The organism is Paenibacillus sp. YIM B09110 (assembly GCF_037167145.1).
Taxonomy (GTDB): Bacteria; Bacillota; Bacilli; order Paenibacillales; family Paenibacillaceae; genus Pristimantibacillus.
The window spans coordinates 227,624-248,006 of record NZ_JBANSP010000007.1; the positions used below are offsets into that span (position 1 = coordinate 227,624).

Here is a 20,383-nt window from a genome sequence, read left to right on the forward strand (position 1 = left end):
GGAAATGAGGGATAGACATGTCGCTGATCCTGCAGCTTGTTATTAGCGGGTTATCGGTAGGCTGCTTGTACGCCCTGATCGCGCTCGGCTACAGCTTGACGTACGTCGTCAACGGAACGCTGAACATGTCCCAGGGACAGCTGGTTATGCTTGGAGGAGTGCTCATGTTCGGCTTTGCCGGAACGGGGCAGCTCCCCTTCTTCTTAGCATTCGTGCTGGCTGCGCTGTTGGTCGGGCTGCTTAATCTCGGTATCGAGAGGTTGGCCATCCGCAAGTTCGACAAAGGCGCTAATTCGATCGAATGGGTGCTGAGCACGATCGCGGTCGGCATTATTATTCAAGATGTGGCGTTATATTTCAACGGCCCGGATGAAGGCGTTACGCCTTCGCCGGTCGGCGATCAGATGCTTCGGCTGTTCGGCGCGGGCATCTACTGGAAAGAGTTTGTGTTTCTGCCCGTCGTCGGCATCCTGCTCGTCCTGCTTGTATTGTTTTACAAAAAATCGCATTGGGGCTTGTGGCTGCGCGCAACGGCGGACAATCGGACGGCCGTGGAAATCATGGGCATCAGCAGCAATCGGATCGTTGCCGTCGCTTACGTATTAAGCGGCTTGCTTGCCGGAATTGGCGGTGCATTGATGTCCACCAACTATGCGGTATCGGTCGATGTGGGCTTGCCGCTCGGTCTTAAAGCGATCTCGGTGGCGATATTGGCGGGCGTCAACAATCCGAAGGGCATCGTGGCGGCAGGACTGCTGCTCGGCATCGGCGAGGTGTTCATCGGCCAATATATTTCGACTGCCTTCCGTGAGATGTTCGTATACGGCCTTGTCATTCTTGTCCTTTATTGGAGGCCGATGGGGCTGTTCAACGCCCGCAAAAGCATCGTGAAAGTGTAAGCGTAAGTGTAATGACGGACAATCAGGGGGAGCGCAGATGAACACAGTGTTGCGCAAAAGCATGAACTACCGGGGAGCCACCGGTTGGGCTGCCGCGCTGGCGGCGTTGGCGCTGTTAACCGCCGGCCCATGGCTGGTAGATACGTATTATTTGAATTTGATGTTCATGATCGGCATCTTCGTCATCACCTGCGCGGGGATGAATATCATCATTGGTTATTGCGGCATCGTCTCGATCGGCCATGCGGGCTTAATGGCGATTGGCGCGTATACGTCGTCGTATCTAAGCACCAAATACGGCCTGTCGTTCTGGCTTGTTGCGTTGATCGGCATTGTTGCATCGCTTATTATTGGTAGTCTGATCGCGATTCCGACGATTCGGGCGGGCGGCGTGTACTTGTCGATGATTACGATTGCGTTCGGCGTCGTCATTCACGAGGTGCTGATCCGCTGGGACGGCGTCACAGGCGGACCGCTCGGTATCTCTGGCATACCGAAGCCGCAGATAGGAAGCTATACGTTTGATCTAAAGGGTATGTACTTGCTCGTGCTTGTCATTGCGCTGGCAGCGCTGCTGCTTGTGCGCAACCTGCGGCGCTCTTCCTGGGGAAGAGCGATGATCGCGACCAAAGAGAACGAAATTGCCGCCGCTTCGCTCGGCATTCGCAAGTTCAAGGCGCAATACGTCGGCTTTGCGATTAGCTCAGTGCTTGCGGGTCTAGCGGGGGCGATCTACGCGCATACGAATAGCTTTATTAGCCCGGATACGTACCATTTTCCGACGTCGGTCCAGCTCGTGCTGATCGTTATTCTCGGCGGGGCGGGGCGAATGCTCGGACCGGTCATTGGAGCGGCGATCATCGTTTTCCTGCCGGAGCTGCTCGATATGGAGAAGCTGCGTATGGCGTTATACGGCGGCATTATGTTCGCGGTGCTGTATTTCTTGCCCAAAGGGATTGCCGGTACGATAGCCGGTTGGGTCGGCGCTAGGCTGGAAGCTTACCTGGGGCCGGCGGAAACGATAGCTAGGGATGGTTCGCTTGCCGATTCGAAGCTGTTCCCGAACGCTGCCGTCCCGAAGGCTGTGGGTGAGGCGATGCTTGTATTGGAGGGCGTCAACAAACATTTTGGCGGACTGCATGCGCTGAAGGATATCGACATAACGATAAAAGCAGGCGAGGTGCATTCGTTGGTCGGGCCGAACGGTGCGGGCAAAACGACGCTACTGAACGTGATTTCGGGTCTGTACAGCGCGGAGGAGGGACGATTTCTTCTGAAGGGGCAGCCGCTTGTGCCGCGTTCGTTGTCCTCCGTCTCGGAGCTGGGCATTGCTAGAACGTTCCAGCATTCACGGCTATTTAAGGAATTATCGGTAGTTGAAAATGTGATGACGGGCGTAGCGCGAAGCCAGCGCAGCGGAATCGCGGAGGCGCTTCTGCGCACGCCGGGGCAGCTCCGCAAGGAGAAGGCGATGCGTGCCAGAGCGCATGCGCTGCTGGACTTGATCGGCTTCGAGGGAGGCAGGGATTTGCCGGCCAGCCAACTGCCTTACGGCCACCAACGCATGGTGGAAATCGCTCGCGCCTTAGCTACGGAGCCTAGTCTGCTGCTGCTTGACGAACCGGCTGCGGGTATGACCGCGGCGGAGATCGAACACTTGGAGCGGCTGCTGCAGAAGCTGGTCAAAGGCGGCATCACCGTTATTTTGATCGAGCATCATATGGACTTCGTACAGCGTGTATCGGATACAGTGACCGTGCTCGACTTTGGCCGCGTTATTGGCACGGGCAGTCCGGATCAGATGCTGAACGATCCCCGTGTCATCCGTGCTTATCTGGGCGAAGAGGAGGAGGTGGCGGCCGGTGCTGAGCATTAAAGGACTGCATGTGCGATATGGCGCGATTCACGCGCTGAAGGGAATCGATCTTGAAGTAGGCGAAGGCGAGATTGTCGCTGTTATCGGCTCGAACGGCGCGGGCAAGACAACGCTGCTGCAATCCGTGTTAGGGCTCGTGAAGCCTGGCGGAGGGACTGTGACATTCGAGGGCAAAGATATTATAGGGTTGTCCGCCAGTCGAACCTCTAATCTTGGCGTTTCGCTCGTTCCCGAGGGGCGGGAGGTGTTCGGGACGTTGTCCGTACTCGAGAACTTGCGGATGGGACTGAAGCAGAAGATCGGTTCCGTCTCGCGCGCTCAATTCGACAAGGAATTGGAGCTCGTGTTCGAGCGGTTTCCGCGCTTGCATGAGCGGCGCCATCAGTTGGCCTTCACGTTAAGCGGCGGAGAGCAGCAGATGCTTGTTCTGTCGCGGGCGATGATCAGCAAGCCGAAGCTACTGCTCCTCGACGAGCCGTCGCTGGGCTTAGCTCCAATTATCGTGAACGAAATATTCGCGACTATCTCCGAGCTTAGCCGGGAAGGCGTATCGATTCTGCTCGTGGAGCAAATGGCGCATAAAGCGCTGTCGATAGCGGGAAGAGGGTATGTTATAGATAACGGAACGGTGGCCATGCACGGCCCGGCGGCAGCTTTGCTAGGCGACGAACGCATGATCAAGGTTTATTTGGGCGTACATTAAAGAAACTTATTATAGTCGCGAAAGGTGATGCAGCATGAAGCGAACAACAATAAACCGCATTCGCATAGGCGAAGATTTATATGATATGACGATTGATCGAGAGCTGGGCGTTATTACTAGCTTGGAGAAAAATATCGGCGTGATGATGGCTGGCGGGTCTGGCGAAGCTGGAGGAGAAGAGGCGCTGGATGCAGGCGGGCTGCTATACTTGCCTGCCATGAGTGATATGCACATCCATCTCGATAAGCATTTTCTCGGGGAGCCGTGGAAGCCGCTGCAGCCGTTCGTGACGCTTCCTGGTCAGCTTGCTTTCGAGAAAGCAATGATCAAGACGATGCCGACGACAGCCGCGGATCGGGCAAGGCGTCTCATCGACCTGCTGCTGAGTCACGGCACGACGAAGATCCGGACGCATGTCGATGTCGATCCGGTGATCGGTATCTCCCATCTGGAGCATGTGCTTGCGGTGAGGGAGGAGTACCGGGGCGTGATGGAGATCGAGATCGTCGCATTTCCGCAGCAAGGGCTGCTGCGCTCCGATTCCGTTAAGGTCATGAAGGCAGCTCTGCGTGCAGGCGCCGAATATGTCGGCGGTGTCGACCCGGCAGGGCTGGATCGTCAAGTCGACTTCAGCCTCGAGACGATGTTCGAGCTTAGCTCGGAATTTGGCGCAGGCGTTGATCTTCATCTTCACGACCCCGGCCATCTAGGCCTGTACACGATCAGCCGCTTCGGCGACTTGACGGTTCAAGCGGGCAAAGGCGGACGTACGGCTGTTAGCCATGCGTATTGCCTAGGCCAAGTGACGGAGGGCGAATCGCGCGACCTGGCGCAGAAGCTTGCGGCGGACAACGTCGCCATTATTACGAGTGTGCCAATCGATCGGCCGATGCCTCGCGTCGATCAGTTAATCGCCGAAGGTGTGCGCGTTCACGTCGGCTGCGACAATATTCTAGATGCATGGAGCCCGTTCGGCAACGGCGATTTGCTTGCAAGGGGCTCGAGGCTCGCCGAGAAGCTGGGCTGGATCGTCGACGAGGATCTGTTGCGGACGTATCCCCTCATCTCGTCGGGCTCGCTCGTGCCGAAGGCGGGGGACCCCGCCAGCTTTATGCTCGTAGACGCCATGAATCCGAAGCATGCGATTGCTCTTGCTCCGCCTCGCGAAGCGGTATTCTCCGCCGGCAAGCTGGTTGGCGGCAGGTGGAAGGAAGCGGCCGAACGTTTTGTTGCACCCGCTGCTTTGACCCGCTTGTAAAGTTACTATTCAGAAGCACGGCCAGACACCATTCAAGTAAGCTAGGTGTTTGGCAAGTGCTTTTTTTGCGTTCTTGGACATAATAGATTCGCGGAACAAGGGATTATTTTCTATGTTGACATGAAACCTAATGGTTTCATACAATGAGAGAGTGTTAAATGGGAAACCATTTGGTTTCATAATTATTGATTTTAGAGTGGACAAGCTCGTTCATCATTAGAACATTGGAGGTTATACTTATGGGAGACAACATTCATACACAGGACAAGCTGCCGGATATTCGCCAGACGGTCTTGTTGAAAGCGCCGATAGAGAAAGTATGGAAGGCCGTATCTACGGCAGAAGGCATTGCAGCTTGGTTTATGCCGCCGAGCGATTTTCAGACGGTGGTCGGCTTCGAGTTTCATTTGAATGCAGGACCATTCGGTCAATCGCCCTGCAAAGTAACGGAGGTCGATCCGCCGAACCGTTTGTCGTTTAATTGGGGCAAGGATTGGACGCTGACGTTCGAGCTGGCCGAGCTGCAAGGTGAGACGGAATTCACGCTCATTCATGGCGGATGGACAGCTGGCATGGCGACCGAGTTCGGCGAACCGCATGACATCGTGCGAGGCAGAATGGAGCAAGGCTGGTCTGGCATTGGGCAGAAGCTCAGCAGCTATGTAGAGGGTTAAGATGGCCGAACCGCAGCCGAAGCATGATGTGTTTCAAGCGATAGCCGACCCGACGCGGCGCAAGGTGCTTGAGCTGCTGGGCGATGAGGAACTGCCGCTAAACGCTATCAGCGGGCACTTCGCGATGAGCCGTACGGCCGTGTCGAAGCATCTCCGCGTCTTATCGGACGCCGGACTCGTGAAGGACCGGAAGGTCGGGCGCGAGACGCGCTACCGTCTAGACCCCGATCCGCTTAGAGAGCTGAAGCGCTGGCTGGCGTTTTACGAGCGCTTCTGGGATAACAAGCTCGCCGCGCTTAAGAGATATGTGGAAGTGGATGAAACAATGTGATATCCTTGAAACCTCTGGCATTGGACAAACGTAAAGAGGAATAACAGGGGCAAATGTTAAGTAAACACCAGCAGCCTTCTTATGGGCAGTTGGTGTTTTTCATAGCAAACATCACATGGATTATTCAGATATACTCTGGCATATAGGCGCTATGAAAGAATACAGGCAGTATAGCAATGATTATATTTTGTTGAATTTTAAATGAGAGGAGCGTTAACGATCACTAATGAATGATCAGCAATTCCTTAACGGTTGGGCTGAATTCAACCGTAGGAAATGGAACTGTGATGCAATTGTTAAGACCTATAAAGCATCAAATTCTGATGCGTATTGCGATAGCTTGTTGTTTTTAAATAACAACAAAAAGCTGTTTCTGCCTCCGCTTAATCCGTATAACCCGACCTTTTTTCATCCTACTCCGACGAATAAGGCACAAAAGATTGGAAGCCAGTGGCATGAGGTTTCAAAAGTGTTTATTGATAGCCTTTATGAATATGCGGGCTCGGCTAATTTTTATTTTCCACCTGAAATTACGGATATTCGCCCATTCTTGTGGAAGGGTTTTATTGCTGATATCAAATATACATATTATGTTGACTTGCCCTATTCGTTAGATCATATCAGCCCTTCTCTGCGCAACAAAATGAAAAAAGCGAACACATTAGATTACTACTCCGTTCGAACAGACGATATGGAAGCTATTCATCATTGTTTAGCTGGAACGGAAGCTAGGAAAGGTTTTAGCCATCAGTTATCTGTTAAGGACTTATTGATGGCACAGGAGCTGCTTGGTAAAGAAAGGTTCCGCGGTTATGTTTGTTATTCCAAAGACGGAGCACCGGTGAGCGCCAGTATTACCTTGGTAACGGGTGATGAAAACGCAATTGGATGGATTTCGGCTTCCAAAAGCGAGCATCTCAGCGATGGGATCGTGCAGCAGCTACAAAATCTTGAGTTTAATGATTTGAGCGAGATCGGAATAAAAGTATTCGACTTCTATGGGGCGAATATTGAATCCGTGTCGGTATCGAAATCTCATTGGGGTGGTAGTTTGCGGGCTTATTACGGAATTAGGCTGCCCGGATACAAAGAAGTGGTTCGAGCCGGTCGCGATTGGTTGGCATTGAATTCAAAGAAGAGAATGACAAAGTAAATCCGTTTTCCATATAAGATTGCAAGGCTGGGCCACATTCATTGGCATACAATGAATGCTGTCCAGCCTTGTTTTCTTTTTTGCGCATATAGGAGATAAATTACGGTAGCAGGAAATGTTAAGCTCTAAAATTTATAGTAGTGAAATATATATTGACGGCATCGAGCAATGAGCAGTATGGTAGGAAATGTATGGGGATTATACGGTAATGCAACTAGGAATCTGCAGAACTCATGCGATTGAGTTATATATTGAGGGAGATGAGATTTTCTATTATGTATGAACAACAGTTTCTGGAACGTTGGGCTGAGTTCAATCAAAGAAAATGGAATTGCAAAGTGATTCTTTCGAAATTTCAAGCTCAAAATTCGGAAGCGTACGGCCAAAGCTTATTCTTTCTCAACAAGCAGGGACAACTTTATTTGCCGCCGCTGAATCCGTATCACCCTACGACGTTTCACCCAACAGCTACTACAAATGCACAAAGAATCGGAAAACAATGGCATAGCGTTTCAGAAGTTATGACGAGTAAGCTATCGGAGGTGGCGGGGTCAGCCAATTTTATATTCCCGCCGAATATTGCCGATATTCGTCCCTTCCTATGGAGCGGGTTTAAATCAACCATCAAATATACCTATCACAGCCAATTTCCGTATTTGCCCGAGCAAGTCGATTCCTCTATACGCAGTAAAATAAAAAAGGCAAATAGTAATGGTTACTATTCGGTTAAAACGGATGATATCGAAGCTGTATTTCATTGCTTGGAAGGTACAGAAGCCAGACAAGGATTTAGTCACCAAATCACGGTTAGAGACTTGCAAATGGCGCGTGAGCTGTTAGGTGACGAAGCGTTCAGGTGTTATGTAAGTTATTCCAAGGAGGGTGAGCCGGTAAGCTCATGCATTATATTAAGGACGAGCGCGGAACACGCCTTTGGCTGGATCGCAGGCAGTAAGAGCGAACATCTCACTAAAGGTGTCGTACAGCAACTCCAAGACTTTGCTTTTGATAACCTCAGTGCAAACGGAGTGAAAGAATTTGATTTCTCGGGAGCTAACATTGAATCGGTATCGGAGTCGAAATCGTATTGGAAGGTAGAGCTTAGGCCTTATTACGGTATTAGGCTCCCGGGCTATAAAGACGTAATCCGAGCGGGACGCGACTGGATGGCGCGAAACAAGAAGCAAAAAATAATTACATAATGAGAAGAAAGTTAGATAGCGGCAGAGCCGTGCCTGCATCCTTTGCGAAAGATGCGGGCACGGCTCTGCATTATTCTTCATTTAAATATAGGTATGGCTGCTATTGCTGAATTAGCTCTAAGTTCGAATAATCTTCCTGGGAAACGACTTGCGCCATAATTTGGTGCTTCTTAAGACGGTTGACGACGATGACCGCATCTTCGGAGGTCGAATTCGACAGCAGTATATAGATATCGCCGTTGAATGCAAGGCCAATAAAATCCGACTCGCGCAGCGAATCGTTAACTTGTTTGAGCAGCGGGCTGTCATGAATGATATCCCTTGAAAGTGATACGAGGGCGAAGCTTGCATTGTAATTGCGTTTTGCGTGCTCCCTGGACCGTATAACGGCAAGGAAAACTTCAGGCTTAAGAACAGGCACGCCTTCCAGATAGCGCTCATGCTGACTAAGATATAAGCTGCGGATATTTCGGGATAACGACGAAGCGATCAGCTCGTTATTAATGTTAATATCGTCGAGCGTCGCGCCCGTATTATCCGATTTTTTGGTTAGCGGCTTTAAATCGGCAGTGGATTGCGCGAACCATTCGTACGTGCGGCGAATGCCCGTCTCGAAGCTGAACTTAGGCGACCAACTCAAAGCATTCTTTAATCTGGTGTTGTCGAGTCTTGATCGATAAATGTCGCCTGTACGGGCTTTATGGTTCTTGATGTCGGTTATCGGCTGAATGCTGCCCAATATGTTTACTAAATCATTGACCGATTGCTCCGTATTGGTGGACAAGTTCATGATTCCGCTTTGATCGGAAAGGCTTGCTTGATAGATGACGTCCGCAACATCCTCCACGTATATGAAATCACGCGTTTGTCCGCCGTCCCCGTAAATCACAAGCTCCTTGCCGTCACGCATCCGTTCCATAAAAATAGATACGACTCCGCCCTCTCCAATCGATCCTTGTCGAGGTCCGTACACATTGCTGAATCGGAAGCAAATCGTATCCAATTGGTAGATTTCATTCCACTTTGTGCAATAGTATTCCCCGAGAAGCTTGTTGATTCCGTATGGCGAGACAGGCTGACAAGGCATTTCCTCGTTTAGCGGAATTTGATCATTTAATCCATATACGGCCGCAGAGGAAGCGAAAATGAGCTTTTTGGTTTTATATTTTGCGGCCAGCTGCAAGATGTTGGTTAGTCCCAGGATGTTGGATTTTGTATCCGCGTATGGATTTTCCATCGATGTGACCACATTGATCTGAGCTGCCAAATGAACGACAATATCGACATTATGGTTCTCGAAGATAGATTCGCATACTGTGCTTTCCACATCTGCGATGTATGATATATGGCGGAATTTGCAATTGGATATATGACCGGAGGTCATATTATCTATAATAATGACTTCATGTCCTTCGTTGAAAAACTTCTCCGCAACGAATGAGCCAATAAATCCGTAGCCGCCCGTAATTAACACTTTCACGCTACCACCCCATTTTCCCTTCTGATTTTAGGTGAAGAAGTCCGATCGCGGTTCTTTGGAAACCGGCGTTTTGCTATTATGTACGCTGCTAGAGTATTATTAAAAATTAAGTCTAATAGGTGATAGCAGGGTCTACTTGACTATGATAATTGTTTAGGAAGAGGTTGTAAACAAGTTCTAATTTATGGCTATAAGCCGGTTGAGAAAAAGGTGTCGAATCTTTTTTAAAATTAGGCTATGAATCTAGTAAAACCTATTGCTTTATACCTATTAATCTGGTAATATTTATTTAAATATTAAGAAACTTCATATACTTGATGTGTCGAAAAGGCAAACTGCGTGAAAGCGCAGGACGCAAAGCTATAGGGGCTAAATGGGAAACCACATGCCAGCCAGATTCCGAAAACTTTTCAGGTTCTATTACAGAACTTATGACATGTCATAGGTTCTTTTTCTGTTCATCACACCTGCAATCCCACTAACTTAATATTTGGAAACAGCGATAACGGCAAACCACGTGAAAGCGTGGGACGCAAAACTACAGGGGCTAAATGGGAAACCATATGCCAGCCAGTTCCCGAAATGTTTTCAGGAATGAGATAGGACAATCCTGAATTCTGGGATTGTCCTATCTTATTTTATTCAACGACATGGGGGTAGTGAGAATGGGAATTTTCAGCAAACTAACGAAGAGCATGACGGCGATGGTGCTTGTAACGATTTTGAGCGGCATCGGTTTTTATGGACTATTCATCGAAGAAGCGAACGCTGCTAGTATGATAAATGTTAAGACCTACGGTGCAAAGGGAGACGGCAAGACGGACGATACGTCCTCGATTAAAAAAGCGCTGGCAGAAGGCGCGGCGAAAAAAACGACGGTTTACTTTCCGAAAGGAACGTACCTGGTAAACCCGAAAGATCCGCTCGCTGTAAGCAGCAACGTGAAAGTGCTCGGTGATGGCGCAACTTCGATCATTAAGGCTAGCACAAAAGATTTCGGTTGGGAATTGATGCGTGTATCGGGAAAAGATATTGAGATCAGCAATATTTCACTCGACGGCAACAAACTAGTTAACCGCGTACTTGTTGTAAGCGGAGGCAGTGAGCGCGTTAATGTCAACAAATCGATTGTAGCGAATGCTTCACACAGCACAAAAACAAGCAGCGATTACTTCTCGGGCGTGCTTTCGGGAATTCTTGTATACGGCAATACGAAAGCTATCACAATCGACAGCAATGAAGTGAAAAATATTGTAGCAATCAATCCTACTGGCGGCAGCATGATTGCTAGAGGTATTTACGTAACAACGACATGGGGTAAAAGCGAAGCTGCAGCAGCTAATGTATCTATTACTAATAACTATATACACCACATCGGTCCTGCTGATGACGGCGACGGCATCTACTATGAAGATCCAAACATGGATTCAGGCAAAGGCATTGATACAAACAGCATTATCTCGAATAATAAATTCGACAATAACGCCAAACGCGCTATTAAGATTTATGCACAAGGCCTTACGGTAACAGGAAACCAAATTTTGAACTCGTACCTGCAAAACAATTATTACGCTTCGGGTTCGGATAAAGGGTCGATCGCTCCTGACATGTACTCGGCTATCAGTGTATACGGCAGCAACAACACGATTAAATCAAATACGATTAGCGGTATTGGAAGTTTCTATGCTGCAATCGAGGTAGGCGCTGTTGAGACGGTTAACAACATTGTGGTCAGCAACAATAAAATTACAATGGGGCCGAAGAGCGTTCAAAAAGGCAAAACGGCTATCCGTCTGGGGAACATCAACAAATTCACGATCGACGGCAACGTAATCGAGAATGGCGACAAAGGAATTTGGACTTGGCAAAACGCAGATAACGGTTCTATCACAAACAACAAAATTAAAATGACAAGCGGCGGGGGCATTGATTTAACGACTTACCTTGCGCAGTTTTCCCAAAAAAATATTGTGTGCTCCAATAACACCATTCAAGCTACACAATTCATTGTTAAGCTAGCAAGCAGCAACTTCAACGTACAAGTTCTATAGTACCTTTTCAACTACCAAGACTTCGACAATCAATGTCGAAGTCTTTTTATTGATTGAATTTATTATATAGAAGCAGTTGTGACTCAGAGGTACGGAAAATGTCGTTTCATTTTTATTTACTTGACGAGTTTTGAAGATTATAATACGAATATGCTTTCAGGTTCAGCCAAACAGTTCTGGACTATGTTGGGAATTTAGTGGAAATAGCAAGTAACTCTCTACATAAAGGACTGAGGATTTTTGACTGGACATAAAGGTCAATTTGTCATTTCGCTTGATTTTGAGTTGTTTTGGGGCATAAGGGATCTCTATGATCTAGATTGGTATAATAGGACGTTTGCGAAGGAAAGAGAGTTAATTCCAGAGGTTCTGACTCTATTTGAGAAATATGGCATTCATGCTACTTGGGCGACTGTAGGACTATTATTTTTTGAGTCTAAGGAAGCGATGTTAAATGGTTTACCATCTATTAAACCGGGTTATGTTCAACAAAATCTATCTCCATACCCATATTTAAAAAGTGAACAGGTAGGCTTAGATGAGAAGGTCGATCCTAACCACTATGCATCTTCGCTTATTCATTTGATTCGAAATTCGCCATTTCAGGCGATATCCACACATACCTTTTCACACTATTATTGCAAAGAAGAAGGCCAGACGGAGAAAGAATTTGCTGCAGATATACAGGCAAGCATCCAAATCGCCGAAAAACAAGGTATGACCTTGGAGAGCATTGTATTTCCAAGAAATCAAATTAACGAAACCTATTTGCCAACGCTCAATCGGCTAGGCATTAAGTCATATCGCGGAAATCCAAAGCATTGGATTTACAGACACGGCTATAGCACTAAAGATTCATTGTTTTTGAGAGCTGCTCGGCTGCTGGATACCTATATCAATCTGTCCGGTTATCATTGCTATCGCGCAGATCAAATAATGTCCGAGCTACCCGTAAACCTACCGGCAAGTCATTTTTTTAGGTCTTACTCCCCCAAGCTCCGCGTACTAGAGCCGTTTCGTATTAAGCGAATACTGGATGGAATGACCTATGCAGCGAAGCACAACCAAGTTTATCACCTCTGGTGGCATCCCTATAATTTGGCGAGCAATGCCAATGAGAATATGGATGTATTAAAGAGAATATTAGAACACTACCACAAACTGCAGCACAAGTACGGGATGACAAGTTTGAATATGGAGGAGTTATGTAATCAAGTGTTAAGAAGTGAAGAGGGACGTTCTTCCTATCAATCGCAGCATTAATCCCAAACATGAGGTGAACGAATGGACATTCAGTTTTTGAAAGAAGCGAGTAAACGGTATTTTATTGTTATTCTATTAGTGATAGCTCTCTCTGTTGGAGGAGCCTTTGCGTTAAATGCTTTCGTAAAGCCTACTTATGAGGCGAGTGTAAGCGTAGTTGCAAGCATAGCATCCTCTGGAGATGCAGGTATTTATAATGAGTTTCTAGCAAGCCAGCTATTAACTGGCACTTATAAGGATGCTTTGAAAAGCTATTATATAGCAAACAAAGTGAAAGAAAAGTTGGATAGTAACCTTACTGCAACCGAATTGCTTAATAAGCTGGTAGTGGAGACCAACGTGGATACTCTTGTTATTAAAATTAAAATAAAAGACGATCACGTGAAAGATGCCGTTGCCATTGCCAATGCGTACGGTGAGACGTTCCTATCGGAATCCAAATCAATTATTCAATACGCTAATATAACTTTATTGGATCTGGCGAGCATTGAACAAGCATCTGATCCGGTCAGTCCTAAAAAAGCATTCAATTTAGCGATTTCCTTGTTTATAGGAGTTTTTGTCGGGTTAAGCGTTGCTCTCATGTTGGAAGGGAAGCGGCAAGAACGCAAAAGAAAGCGTGCAGAGAACAGCAGCGTTTAGACGATGATAGTCATTTGTATAGAATGAGTGGACGGAGTGAAGTCGGAAATGATTAATTATGCCATCGTAGGATGCGGCCATATTGCTAATAAGCATATAGAAGCTATCGAGAAAATAGATCAAGCGAGCCTTGTTGCCATATGCGATACGAATCCCGAGAGATTGAACCAATACATGGAGCAGACTGGCGCGGAAGGATATTCGAGCATTGATGAAATGCTGGAACGACAATCAAATATTGATGTAGTTTGTATATGTACGCCAAGCGGTCTGCATGCTCCGTTAGCTGTTAAGGCAGCTAAGGCGGGCAAACATCTCATTATTGAAAAACCGCTTGCGCTAACAATTGGTGATGCCGATGCCATCGCTGCAGCCGTCAAATCCTCGGGAGTTAAAGCAGCAGTTGTCCACCCCAATCGCTATCGGCCAGCCATTAAGCAACTTAAATCTGCATTGGAACAAAATATGTTCGGAAAAATAAGCCATGTAAATGCCACGGTACGCTGGAACAGAGGACAAGCTTATTATGATCAAGCCCCATGGCGCGGCACCAAAGCGATGGATGGCGGAGTATTAATGAATCAAGCAGTGCATAATCTGGATTTGTTGCAATGGCTGTTTGGAAACGTAGTTCAAGTAAAATCTATGGTCGACACACGTATTCGAGCGATAGAAGCGGAGGATGTTGCAGTAGCCACACTGCGGTTTGAGAGCGGTGCGCTTGGAATCGTAGAAGCAGCCACTACGATTTATGACAAAAATTTAGAGGAATCCATTAGCGTATTCGGTGAAAAGGGCTATGCAATTATCGGGGGAGTAACCGCCAATTGGATTAAGCAGTGGAAGTGCGAATCCATGGGTGATGAAGCGATAGACTTGCTGAAGCAGGAGGTTGAAGCCAATCCGTACGGCGTATCGGGACATCAGCAGATAATTGAAGATATGATAGCTGCTATTCGCGACGATCGCGAACCGGTTGTAACGGTAGAGGACGGTAAGGCGGCGGTTCAACTCGTTATTGACATTGTCCAGGATGGCAGCGTAGTACCACAAATTAATTAATCCAGGGGGCGTCTTATACATATGGAATCTATTAAACTTAACGAGTTAAGTGATAGGTTAATTGAGAAGTTGCTAAATAAGTCCGCCGTCATTGGCGTGATAGGTTTAGGTTATGTCGGATTGCCGCTAGCCGTCGAGAAAGCCAAAGCGGGGTATAAAGTTATTGGGTTTGACGTTCAGCAAAAAAAAATCGATATGGTGAATAGCGGATATAACTATATCGGCGACGTAATCGACGAAGATTTGCGGATTATGGTCAAGAACGGGTCACTTCAGGCAACATCGGACTATTCCTTCTTAAGCGATGTCGATGCGGTCGCCATTTGTGTACCGACTCCACTTGATATCTATCAGCAGCCGGATACGAGTTATGTGGAAAGTTCGACTAAAGCGATATCCGAATACTTGCATCCTGGAATGCTTGTTGTATTGGAGAGCACGACTTATCCCGGCACGACGGAAGAGCTTGTTAAACCAATCTTGGAGGCAACGGGACTAAGATGCGGGGAGGATTTCTTCCTCGCTTATTCGCCTGAGAGGGTAGATCCTGGCAACAAGTTTTTCAATACCAAAAATACGCCTAAGGTAGTTGGAGGAATTACTCCGGCATGTTCCCAAGTTGCCCAGACGCTATATCGGCAAGTGCTTGACGGAGATGTGCATGCGGTATCCAGCCCCTCTATTGCCGAAATGGAAAAAATCTACGAAAACACGTTTAGACATATTAATATAGCGCTTGCCAACGAAATGGCCATTTTGTGTGACAGAATGGGCATAAACGTTTGGGAAGTCATTGACGCCGCCAAGTCGAAGCCGTACGGATTCATGGCCTTCTATCCCGGACCGGGTCTCGGCGGACACTGCATTCCAGTCGATCCGTTCTATCTGACCTGGAAGGCTAGAGAATACAACTACCATACTCGGCTTATTGAACTCGCAGGCGAAATTAACAATTCAATGCCGGAGTTTGTCGTTCAGAAGATTGGGGAAATTCTCAATAAGTTTAAGAAATCGGTAAATGGTTCAACGGTTTATTTACTTGGTGTCGCTTATAAAAAAGATATTGACGATTATCGGGAGTCGCCGGTTCTTAAGATTATCGAGCTGCTGGAGGAACGCGGAGCTAAGGTGTTGATCAGCGATACGCATATCGATTCGTTTAGATATAACGGTAATCAATATGAGTGCGTGGAGTTGACGGAGCAACGACTGGCTGAAGCCGATATAACGGTCATTACAACGGATCATTCCGGATTTGACTATGGCCTGATCGGTCGTGCTAGCCAAAGCTTATTCGATACGCGAAATGGCATGAAGTCATACGATAAACCGGAAAACTACCATTTGCTATAGGCTGGAGGTAACAAAAGTATGAGTTATTTCGCGCATCCGTCCGCCATTATTGATGATGGTGCATCTATTGGGGAAGGAACGAAAATTTGGCACTTCTCGCATGTATGTCCTACATCCGTTATTGGGAGCAATTGCAGCTTGGGGCAGAACGTATTCATTGCCAATGGCGTATCGGTTGGTAACGGCGTTAAGATTCAAAATAATGTATCGGTTTACGAGGGCGTGGAACTTGAGGATTACGTGTTTTGCGGTCCAAGTATGGTGTTTACGAATGTACGAACGCCTAGATCCGCATTCCCGCGTAACACAAGCAGCGATTATTACAAGACAACGGTTAAGCGCGGTGCATCTATCGGCGCTAATGCAACAGTCGTGTGTGGCGTAACCATTGGAGAATGGGCGTTTGTTGCTGCAGGAGCGGTAGTTAATAAAGATATAGCCCCTTACGAATTGCATGCTGGCGTTCCTGCAAGACGTTTGGGCTGGGTGTGCGAGTGCGGAGCCACTTTGCACTTCTCCAATCATGAAGCCGTCTGCGGCGAATGCGATCGCGAGTATGCTATGGAACAGGATTTGGTACGAAAAACGAAAGGGAGTTCACTATGAAACATATTCCGATTTTGGACCTCAGCTATGAGATTAATGAGCTCAAACCTCAATTAATGAATGCCTTTGAGAGCGTCATCGATAATGGCGTATTTATAATGGGAGCCAACGTTAAGCAGTTTGAAGCGGAGGCTGCCGCGTATTTGGGTGTTAAACATGCCGTGGCGTTAAACTCGGGGACGGACGCGCTCGTTATAGCGCTCCTCGCCGCAGGCATTCAGGAAGGAGACGAGGTCATCACGACCCCGTTCACCTTCTTCGCAACCGCGGAAGCGATAAGCCAAGTAAGAGCGACTCCCGTGTTCGTCGACGTTGAGCCTAGAACGTATAACCTTGATTTGAACCAGCTTGAAGCGGCAATAACGCCAAAAACCAAGGCAATCATACCGGTCCATCTCTTTGGCCATACCCTTGACATGGATCGTTTGATGTCCATAAGCGAGAAGTATGGTCTTGTAGTTGTTGAAGACGTCGCGCAAGCTTTCGGCGGTATGTATAAAAATAAAAAGGTAGGCACGATCGGGGATTTTGGCTGCTATTCCTTCTTCCCGTCCAAAAATTTGGGCGCCTATGGCGACGGAGGAATGCTTGTCACGAACGACGCCTCGTTTGCCGAGAAAGCAGCAATGTTACGGGTTCATGGTTCCAAGAAAAAATATTATAACGAGGTTGTCGGATTTAATTCCCGTCTGGATGAAATACAAGCAGCCATCTTGCGGATAAAGCTGCCGCATATCGATGAGTGGAACGAGGGGCGGAGAACCGCGGCGGACCGTTATGCCAAGCTATTGGAGGGCGTCGATGGAATCATTGCGCCAAGCGAGGACGATTACGCGAAGCACGTGTTCCATCAATATACGGTTCGGGTAACGAATGGAAAACGTGACGAGCTACAGAAGAAGCTGGAGGCTGAAGGGATAAGCACGATGGTTTATTACCCGGTTCCAGTACACAAGCTGCCGATTTATGAGTCTATGCGCGTTCAGATGCCCGTCTCCGAACAGCTGGCAGAAGAAGTGCTTTCGCTTCCTATATGGCCACAAATCGATGCAACCGTCCAGCAGTACGTGATTCAAAAAATAATTGAAGCTCTTCAATAAGGGGCCTTTTTATGCTCAAGAAGTTAAAAAACTTTTCACCTGATTTATTTTTCAAAAACGTTGTTGTGCTGGCGAGCGGGACGATCATAAGCCAGATTATTATCTTTGCGACATTGCCGATTATTACGCGGATTTATAATCCGGCCGATTATGGTACTTACTCTTTGTACACGTCCATCATAGCGATATTGTTGATGATGGTTTCTCTCTCCTATGAGAATGCGATAACGCTCCCGGAGGATGACAAGACGGCATCGAGCGTACTGACGCTTTCTTTGCGCATTTGCGTAGTCGTTAGCGTATTAAGCGGAATCGCCATCTATTTCGTGGCCAGTCCTCTTGCGCATTGGATGAACGAGCCCAGTATGAAAAACTATTTTTTGTTTGTCATTATTGGTCTGTTCGGGGCCGGATTCTATCAAATATTGAATTCGTGGTCGGTTCGCAAAAAATACTTTAGGCAGCTATCGCGAACAAAGTATACGCAGAGCATCGGTCAGGTCGGAACGCAGCTGGGCTTCAGCCTGCTGCACATCGGTCCGTCGGGCCTTATAGCGGGAGAGATTATCGGCCGCTTTGGCGGCGTTATTTCGCAATGGGGATTATGGAAGAGGGACGTCAAGAATCAAAACATTGTCACCACGGGCAAGGATCTAAAGGAGGTCGCTTATCGCTACCGTAGATTTCCTATGCTTTCACTAGCGTCGAATGTATTAAACGGTATCGGTTTGTACCTGCCTATGATTATGATTGCAGCCTATTACGGACCGCATGTTGCAGGTTTGCTGGCGCTTGGCCAGCGAATTCTTGGTTCGCCGATGACGCTAATTATGACCTCCGTTCGCCATGTGTATTTATCGGAGTCGTCGGAGTATATCAATTTATCGCCGGAGAAGCTGTATCCCCTGTTTCTCAAAACGGTTCGAAACGTTTTTCTGCTAGGCTTGCTTATTATTATTGTGATCGTGCTAATTGGCCCATCAACCTTTGCTTTCCTATTCGGGGAGGAGTGGGCGCAGTCAGGTGATTTCATTCGTATCTTGTCCATTATGTATCTGAGCCAATTTGTTGCCAACTCGGTAGGCACGACGATTGACGTCATGGAACGGCAGGATTTGCATCTTTATCGGGAGCTTATAAGAACAACAGTAATAATAGGCGCACTATTATTTGGGGAATTGACCAATCAACCTGCAGAGACGGCTATTTTGTATTTTAGTTTGGCTTCCACGTTCGGTTATATATTGCATCTCGCATTATCGTGGTTTTCAATCAAAAAGTTTAGGGGACGATGAGTTCACTTATAGGAACGAGGGTAAAGGAATTGTTTATATTACGATCTCCAATGTCGCGTAAACCTGAGAGAGAATATATCTACCGAGTCATCCTTGAACAATTCCTTGGCGTTGAATGCAGCATTCACTACGAAGACAGGAATGATGTGGAAATCACGCTTACGGGAAACCGGAAGGATACGCTTACTCTTTCCGATGTGCTGCTGCAGGTACAAGATGTGGATTGGCTAAAGCCGGATTCTATGCCCCAGCGTCCATTAAAGCGGATTGAGGTAGACATATTCAAGGATATGCCCGTCCTATACGGCATGCCGCAAGAGAACGGAGCATATGTCCAGGAGAAAGAGGGGACGTATTACATCGGTATCGATGTATTCGGAAGCGCCTTTTTTATGTTGACCAGGTACGAAGAGCTCGTGTCTAAGGAAAGAGACAGCCATGATCGATTTACGGCACGGCAATCGCTCGCATGGCAAGAACGATTTTTGAACAGGCCAATTATAAACGAATACATCCACTTCTTGCTTGGCATCATGAAGCGGCTATGGCCAGGGTTGGAAACAAAGAAGAGACAACCTAGGCTGCTCATAAGCCATGACGTGGATTTTCCGTATTATGTTTATAGGAGAGGGCCTTTGAGTATTGCGAAGGAAAGCTTAGGCGATATCGTCAGACGGCATAACATGGAATCGGGAATGAAGAAGGCAAGCATGTTATGGAAAGGCAGCCGAAGGTTGGAGACTGACCCTTATAATCGGTTTCATTATTTAATGGAGCTTAGCGAACGCCACGGCATACAGAGTGCCTTCTACTTCATTACGGAAGAAACAAGGCGGGGCATGGACGGCAACTATTCGATCGAAGATCCGAACGTTCATTCCATAATGAGGGAGATCAATCAGCGGGGGCATGAGATAGGACTCCACCCCAGCTATGATACATACACGAGCTCGGCAAGCATTCGGGGGCAATTCGATAAACTAAAAGAGATCTCCGAATCGCTCGGGATCAGACAGCAACGGTGGGGCGGCAGGCAGCATTACTTGCGATGGAGCGCTTCGGAAACATGGCAGCACTGGGAGGATGCCGGCCTGCAATACGACAGTACGGTCGGTTATGCGGACATTGCCGGCTTCCGTTCGGGTATATGCTATGAATATCCTGTCTTTAATTTGTTGACTAGGCAGTCGCTGAAGCTGACAGAGAGACCGCTCATTGTCATGGACCAGACTTTGCTGCATTACGAATATATGCATTTAGACTCGCAACAGGCGCTGCAAGCAATAAGGGAGTATTACAAGTCATGCATGCAATACGATGGCGATTTTACGCTGTTGTGGCATAACAGCCAACTGGTGAAATCATCCGATCGGTCTGTTTATCAGACATTTATGGAACAGCTGGGCAGGCGGTAAAGCAGAAAGGTGAATGTGAA

At 47.6% G+C, this 20,383-nt stretch carries 18 protein-coding genes and 2 riboswitches; of the genes, 17 read left to right on the forward strand and 1 reads right to left on the reverse strand.

Going from position 1 to position 20,383, the window contains the following annotated elements:
- Window positions 1-17 precede the first annotated feature (17 nt).
- The 8 genes from V8F51_RS13330 (at window position 18) to V8F51_RS13365 (ending at window position 8,096) form a co-directional block, all read left to right on the forward strand.
- Window positions 18-899 (forward strand): branched-chain amino acid ABC transporter permease, encoded by an 882-nt coding sequence (locus V8F51_RS13330; protein ID WP_337100758.1) that lies wholly within the window; start codon window positions 18-20, stop codon window positions 897-899.
- Window positions 900-936: 37 nt separating this feature from the next.
- Complete coding sequence (locus V8F51_RS13335) at window positions 937-2,775, forward strand: branched-chain amino acid ABC transporter ATP-binding protein/permease (RefSeq protein WP_337100759.1); 1,839 nt, start codon at window positions 937-939, stop codon at window positions 2,773-2,775.
- The gene (locus tag V8F51_RS13340; RefSeq protein WP_337100760.1) at window positions 2,762-3,478 is read left to right on the forward strand and encodes an ABC transporter ATP-binding protein; all 717 of its coding nucleotides are present in this window, start codon (window positions 2,762-2,764) and stop codon (window positions 3,476-3,478) included. The genes V8F51_RS13335 and V8F51_RS13340 overlap by 14 nt, the downstream gene beginning before the upstream one ends.
- Before the next feature lie 34 nt (window positions 3,479-3,512).
- Window positions 3,513-4,736, forward strand: coding sequence for an amidohydrolase family protein (locus V8F51_RS13345; protein ID WP_337100761.1), 1,224 nt, complete (start codon window positions 3,513-3,515; stop codon window positions 4,734-4,736).
- Window positions 4,737-4,975: 239 nt separating this feature from the next.
- Window positions 4,976-5,410 carry an SRPBCC family protein gene (locus tag V8F51_RS13350; protein WP_337100762.1) on the forward strand — a complete coding sequence of 145 codons (435 nt, stop codon included), beginning with the start codon at window positions 4,976-4,978 and terminating at the stop codon, window positions 5,408-5,410.
- Between the two features lies 1 nt (window position 5,411).
- On the forward strand, window positions 5,412-5,741 hold the full coding sequence (locus tag V8F51_RS13355) for an ArsR/SmtB family transcription factor (RefSeq protein WP_337100763.1): 330 nt from the start codon (window positions 5,412-5,414) through the stop codon (window positions 5,739-5,741).
- A gap of 226 nt (window positions 5,742-5,967) precedes the next feature.
- The gene (locus V8F51_RS13360; RefSeq protein ID WP_337100764.1) at window positions 5,968-6,894 is read left to right on the forward strand and encodes a hypothetical protein; all 927 of its coding nucleotides are present in this window, start codon (window positions 5,968-5,970) and stop codon (window positions 6,892-6,894) included.
- Window positions 6,895-7,415: 521 nt separating this feature from the next.
- Window positions 7,416-8,096, forward strand: coding sequence for a GNAT family N-acetyltransferase (locus tag V8F51_RS13365; protein WP_337100765.1), 681 nt, complete (start codon window positions 7,416-7,418; stop codon window positions 8,094-8,096).
- A gap of 100 nt (window positions 8,097-8,196) precedes the next feature.
- Here V8F51_RS13365 and V8F51_RS13370 read toward each other — a convergent pair whose 3' ends face one another.
- Complete coding sequence (locus V8F51_RS13370; RefSeq protein ID WP_337100766.1) at window positions 8,197-9,576, reverse strand: NAD-dependent epimerase/dehydratase family protein; 1,380 nt, start codon at window positions 9,574-9,576, stop codon at window positions 8,197-8,199.
- A 319-nt stretch (window positions 9,577-9,895) separates the two neighbouring features.
- Window positions 9,896-9,980: riboswitch (cyclic di-GMP riboswitch) on the forward strand.
- Between the two features lie 93 nt (window positions 9,981-10,073).
- Window positions 10,074-10,158, forward strand: a riboswitch (cyclic di-GMP riboswitch).
- A gap of 83 nt (window positions 10,159-10,241) precedes the next feature.
- Between V8F51_RS13370 and V8F51_RS13375 the strand changes: the two genes are divergently transcribed.
- The 9 genes from V8F51_RS13375 to V8F51_RS13415 all read left to right on the forward strand — a co-directional run bounded on the left by V8F51_RS13375 (window position 10,242) and on the right by V8F51_RS13415 (window position 20,363).
- Window positions 10,242-11,627: a glycosyl hydrolase family 28-related protein gene (locus tag V8F51_RS13375; RefSeq protein WP_337100767.1), complete on the forward strand. Its 1,386-nt coding sequence runs from the start codon at window positions 10,242-10,244 to the stop codon at window positions 11,625-11,627.
- Window positions 11,628-11,867: 240 nt separating this feature from the next.
- Window positions 11,868-12,890 (forward strand): polysaccharide deacetylase family protein, encoded by a 1,023-nt coding sequence (locus tag V8F51_RS13380; RefSeq protein WP_337100768.1) that lies wholly within the window; start codon window positions 11,868-11,870, stop codon window positions 12,888-12,890.
- A gap of 21 nt (window positions 12,891-12,911) precedes the next feature.
- Entirely contained in the window at window positions 12,912-13,532 is a 621-nt protein-coding gene (locus tag V8F51_RS13385; protein WP_337100769.1) for a YveK family protein, read from the forward strand.
- 48 nt (window positions 13,533-13,580) lie between these two features.
- Window positions 13,581-14,594: a Gfo/Idh/MocA family protein gene (locus V8F51_RS13390; protein WP_337100770.1), complete on the forward strand. Its 1,014-nt coding sequence runs from the start codon at window positions 13,581-13,583 to the stop codon at window positions 14,592-14,594.
- A 21-nt stretch (window positions 14,595-14,615) separates the two neighbouring features.
- Entirely contained in the window at window positions 14,616-15,947 is a 1,332-nt protein-coding gene (locus tag V8F51_RS13395) for a nucleotide sugar dehydrogenase (RefSeq protein ID WP_337100771.1), read from the forward strand.
- A gap of 18 nt (window positions 15,948-15,965) precedes the next feature.
- Entirely contained in the window at window positions 15,966-16,553 is a 588-nt protein-coding gene (locus V8F51_RS13400; protein ID WP_337100772.1) for an acyltransferase, read from the forward strand.
- Window positions 16,550-17,653 (forward strand): DegT/DnrJ/EryC1/StrS family aminotransferase, encoded by a 1,104-nt coding sequence (locus V8F51_RS13405; RefSeq protein ID WP_337100773.1) that lies wholly within the window; start codon window positions 16,550-16,552, stop codon window positions 17,651-17,653. The genes V8F51_RS13400 and V8F51_RS13405 overlap by 4 nt, the downstream gene beginning before the upstream one ends.
- Window positions 17,654-17,664: 11 nt before the next feature.
- Complete coding sequence (locus tag V8F51_RS13410) at window positions 17,665-18,948, forward strand: lipopolysaccharide biosynthesis protein (protein WP_337100774.1); 1,284 nt, start codon at window positions 17,665-17,667, stop codon at window positions 18,946-18,948.
- 50 nt (window positions 18,949-18,998) lie between these two features.
- Complete coding sequence (locus V8F51_RS13415) at window positions 18,999-20,363, forward strand: polysaccharide deacetylase family protein (protein WP_337100775.1); 1,365 nt, start codon at window positions 18,999-19,001, stop codon at window positions 20,361-20,363.
- The last annotated feature ends 20 nt before the right edge of the window (window positions 20,364-20,383 follow it).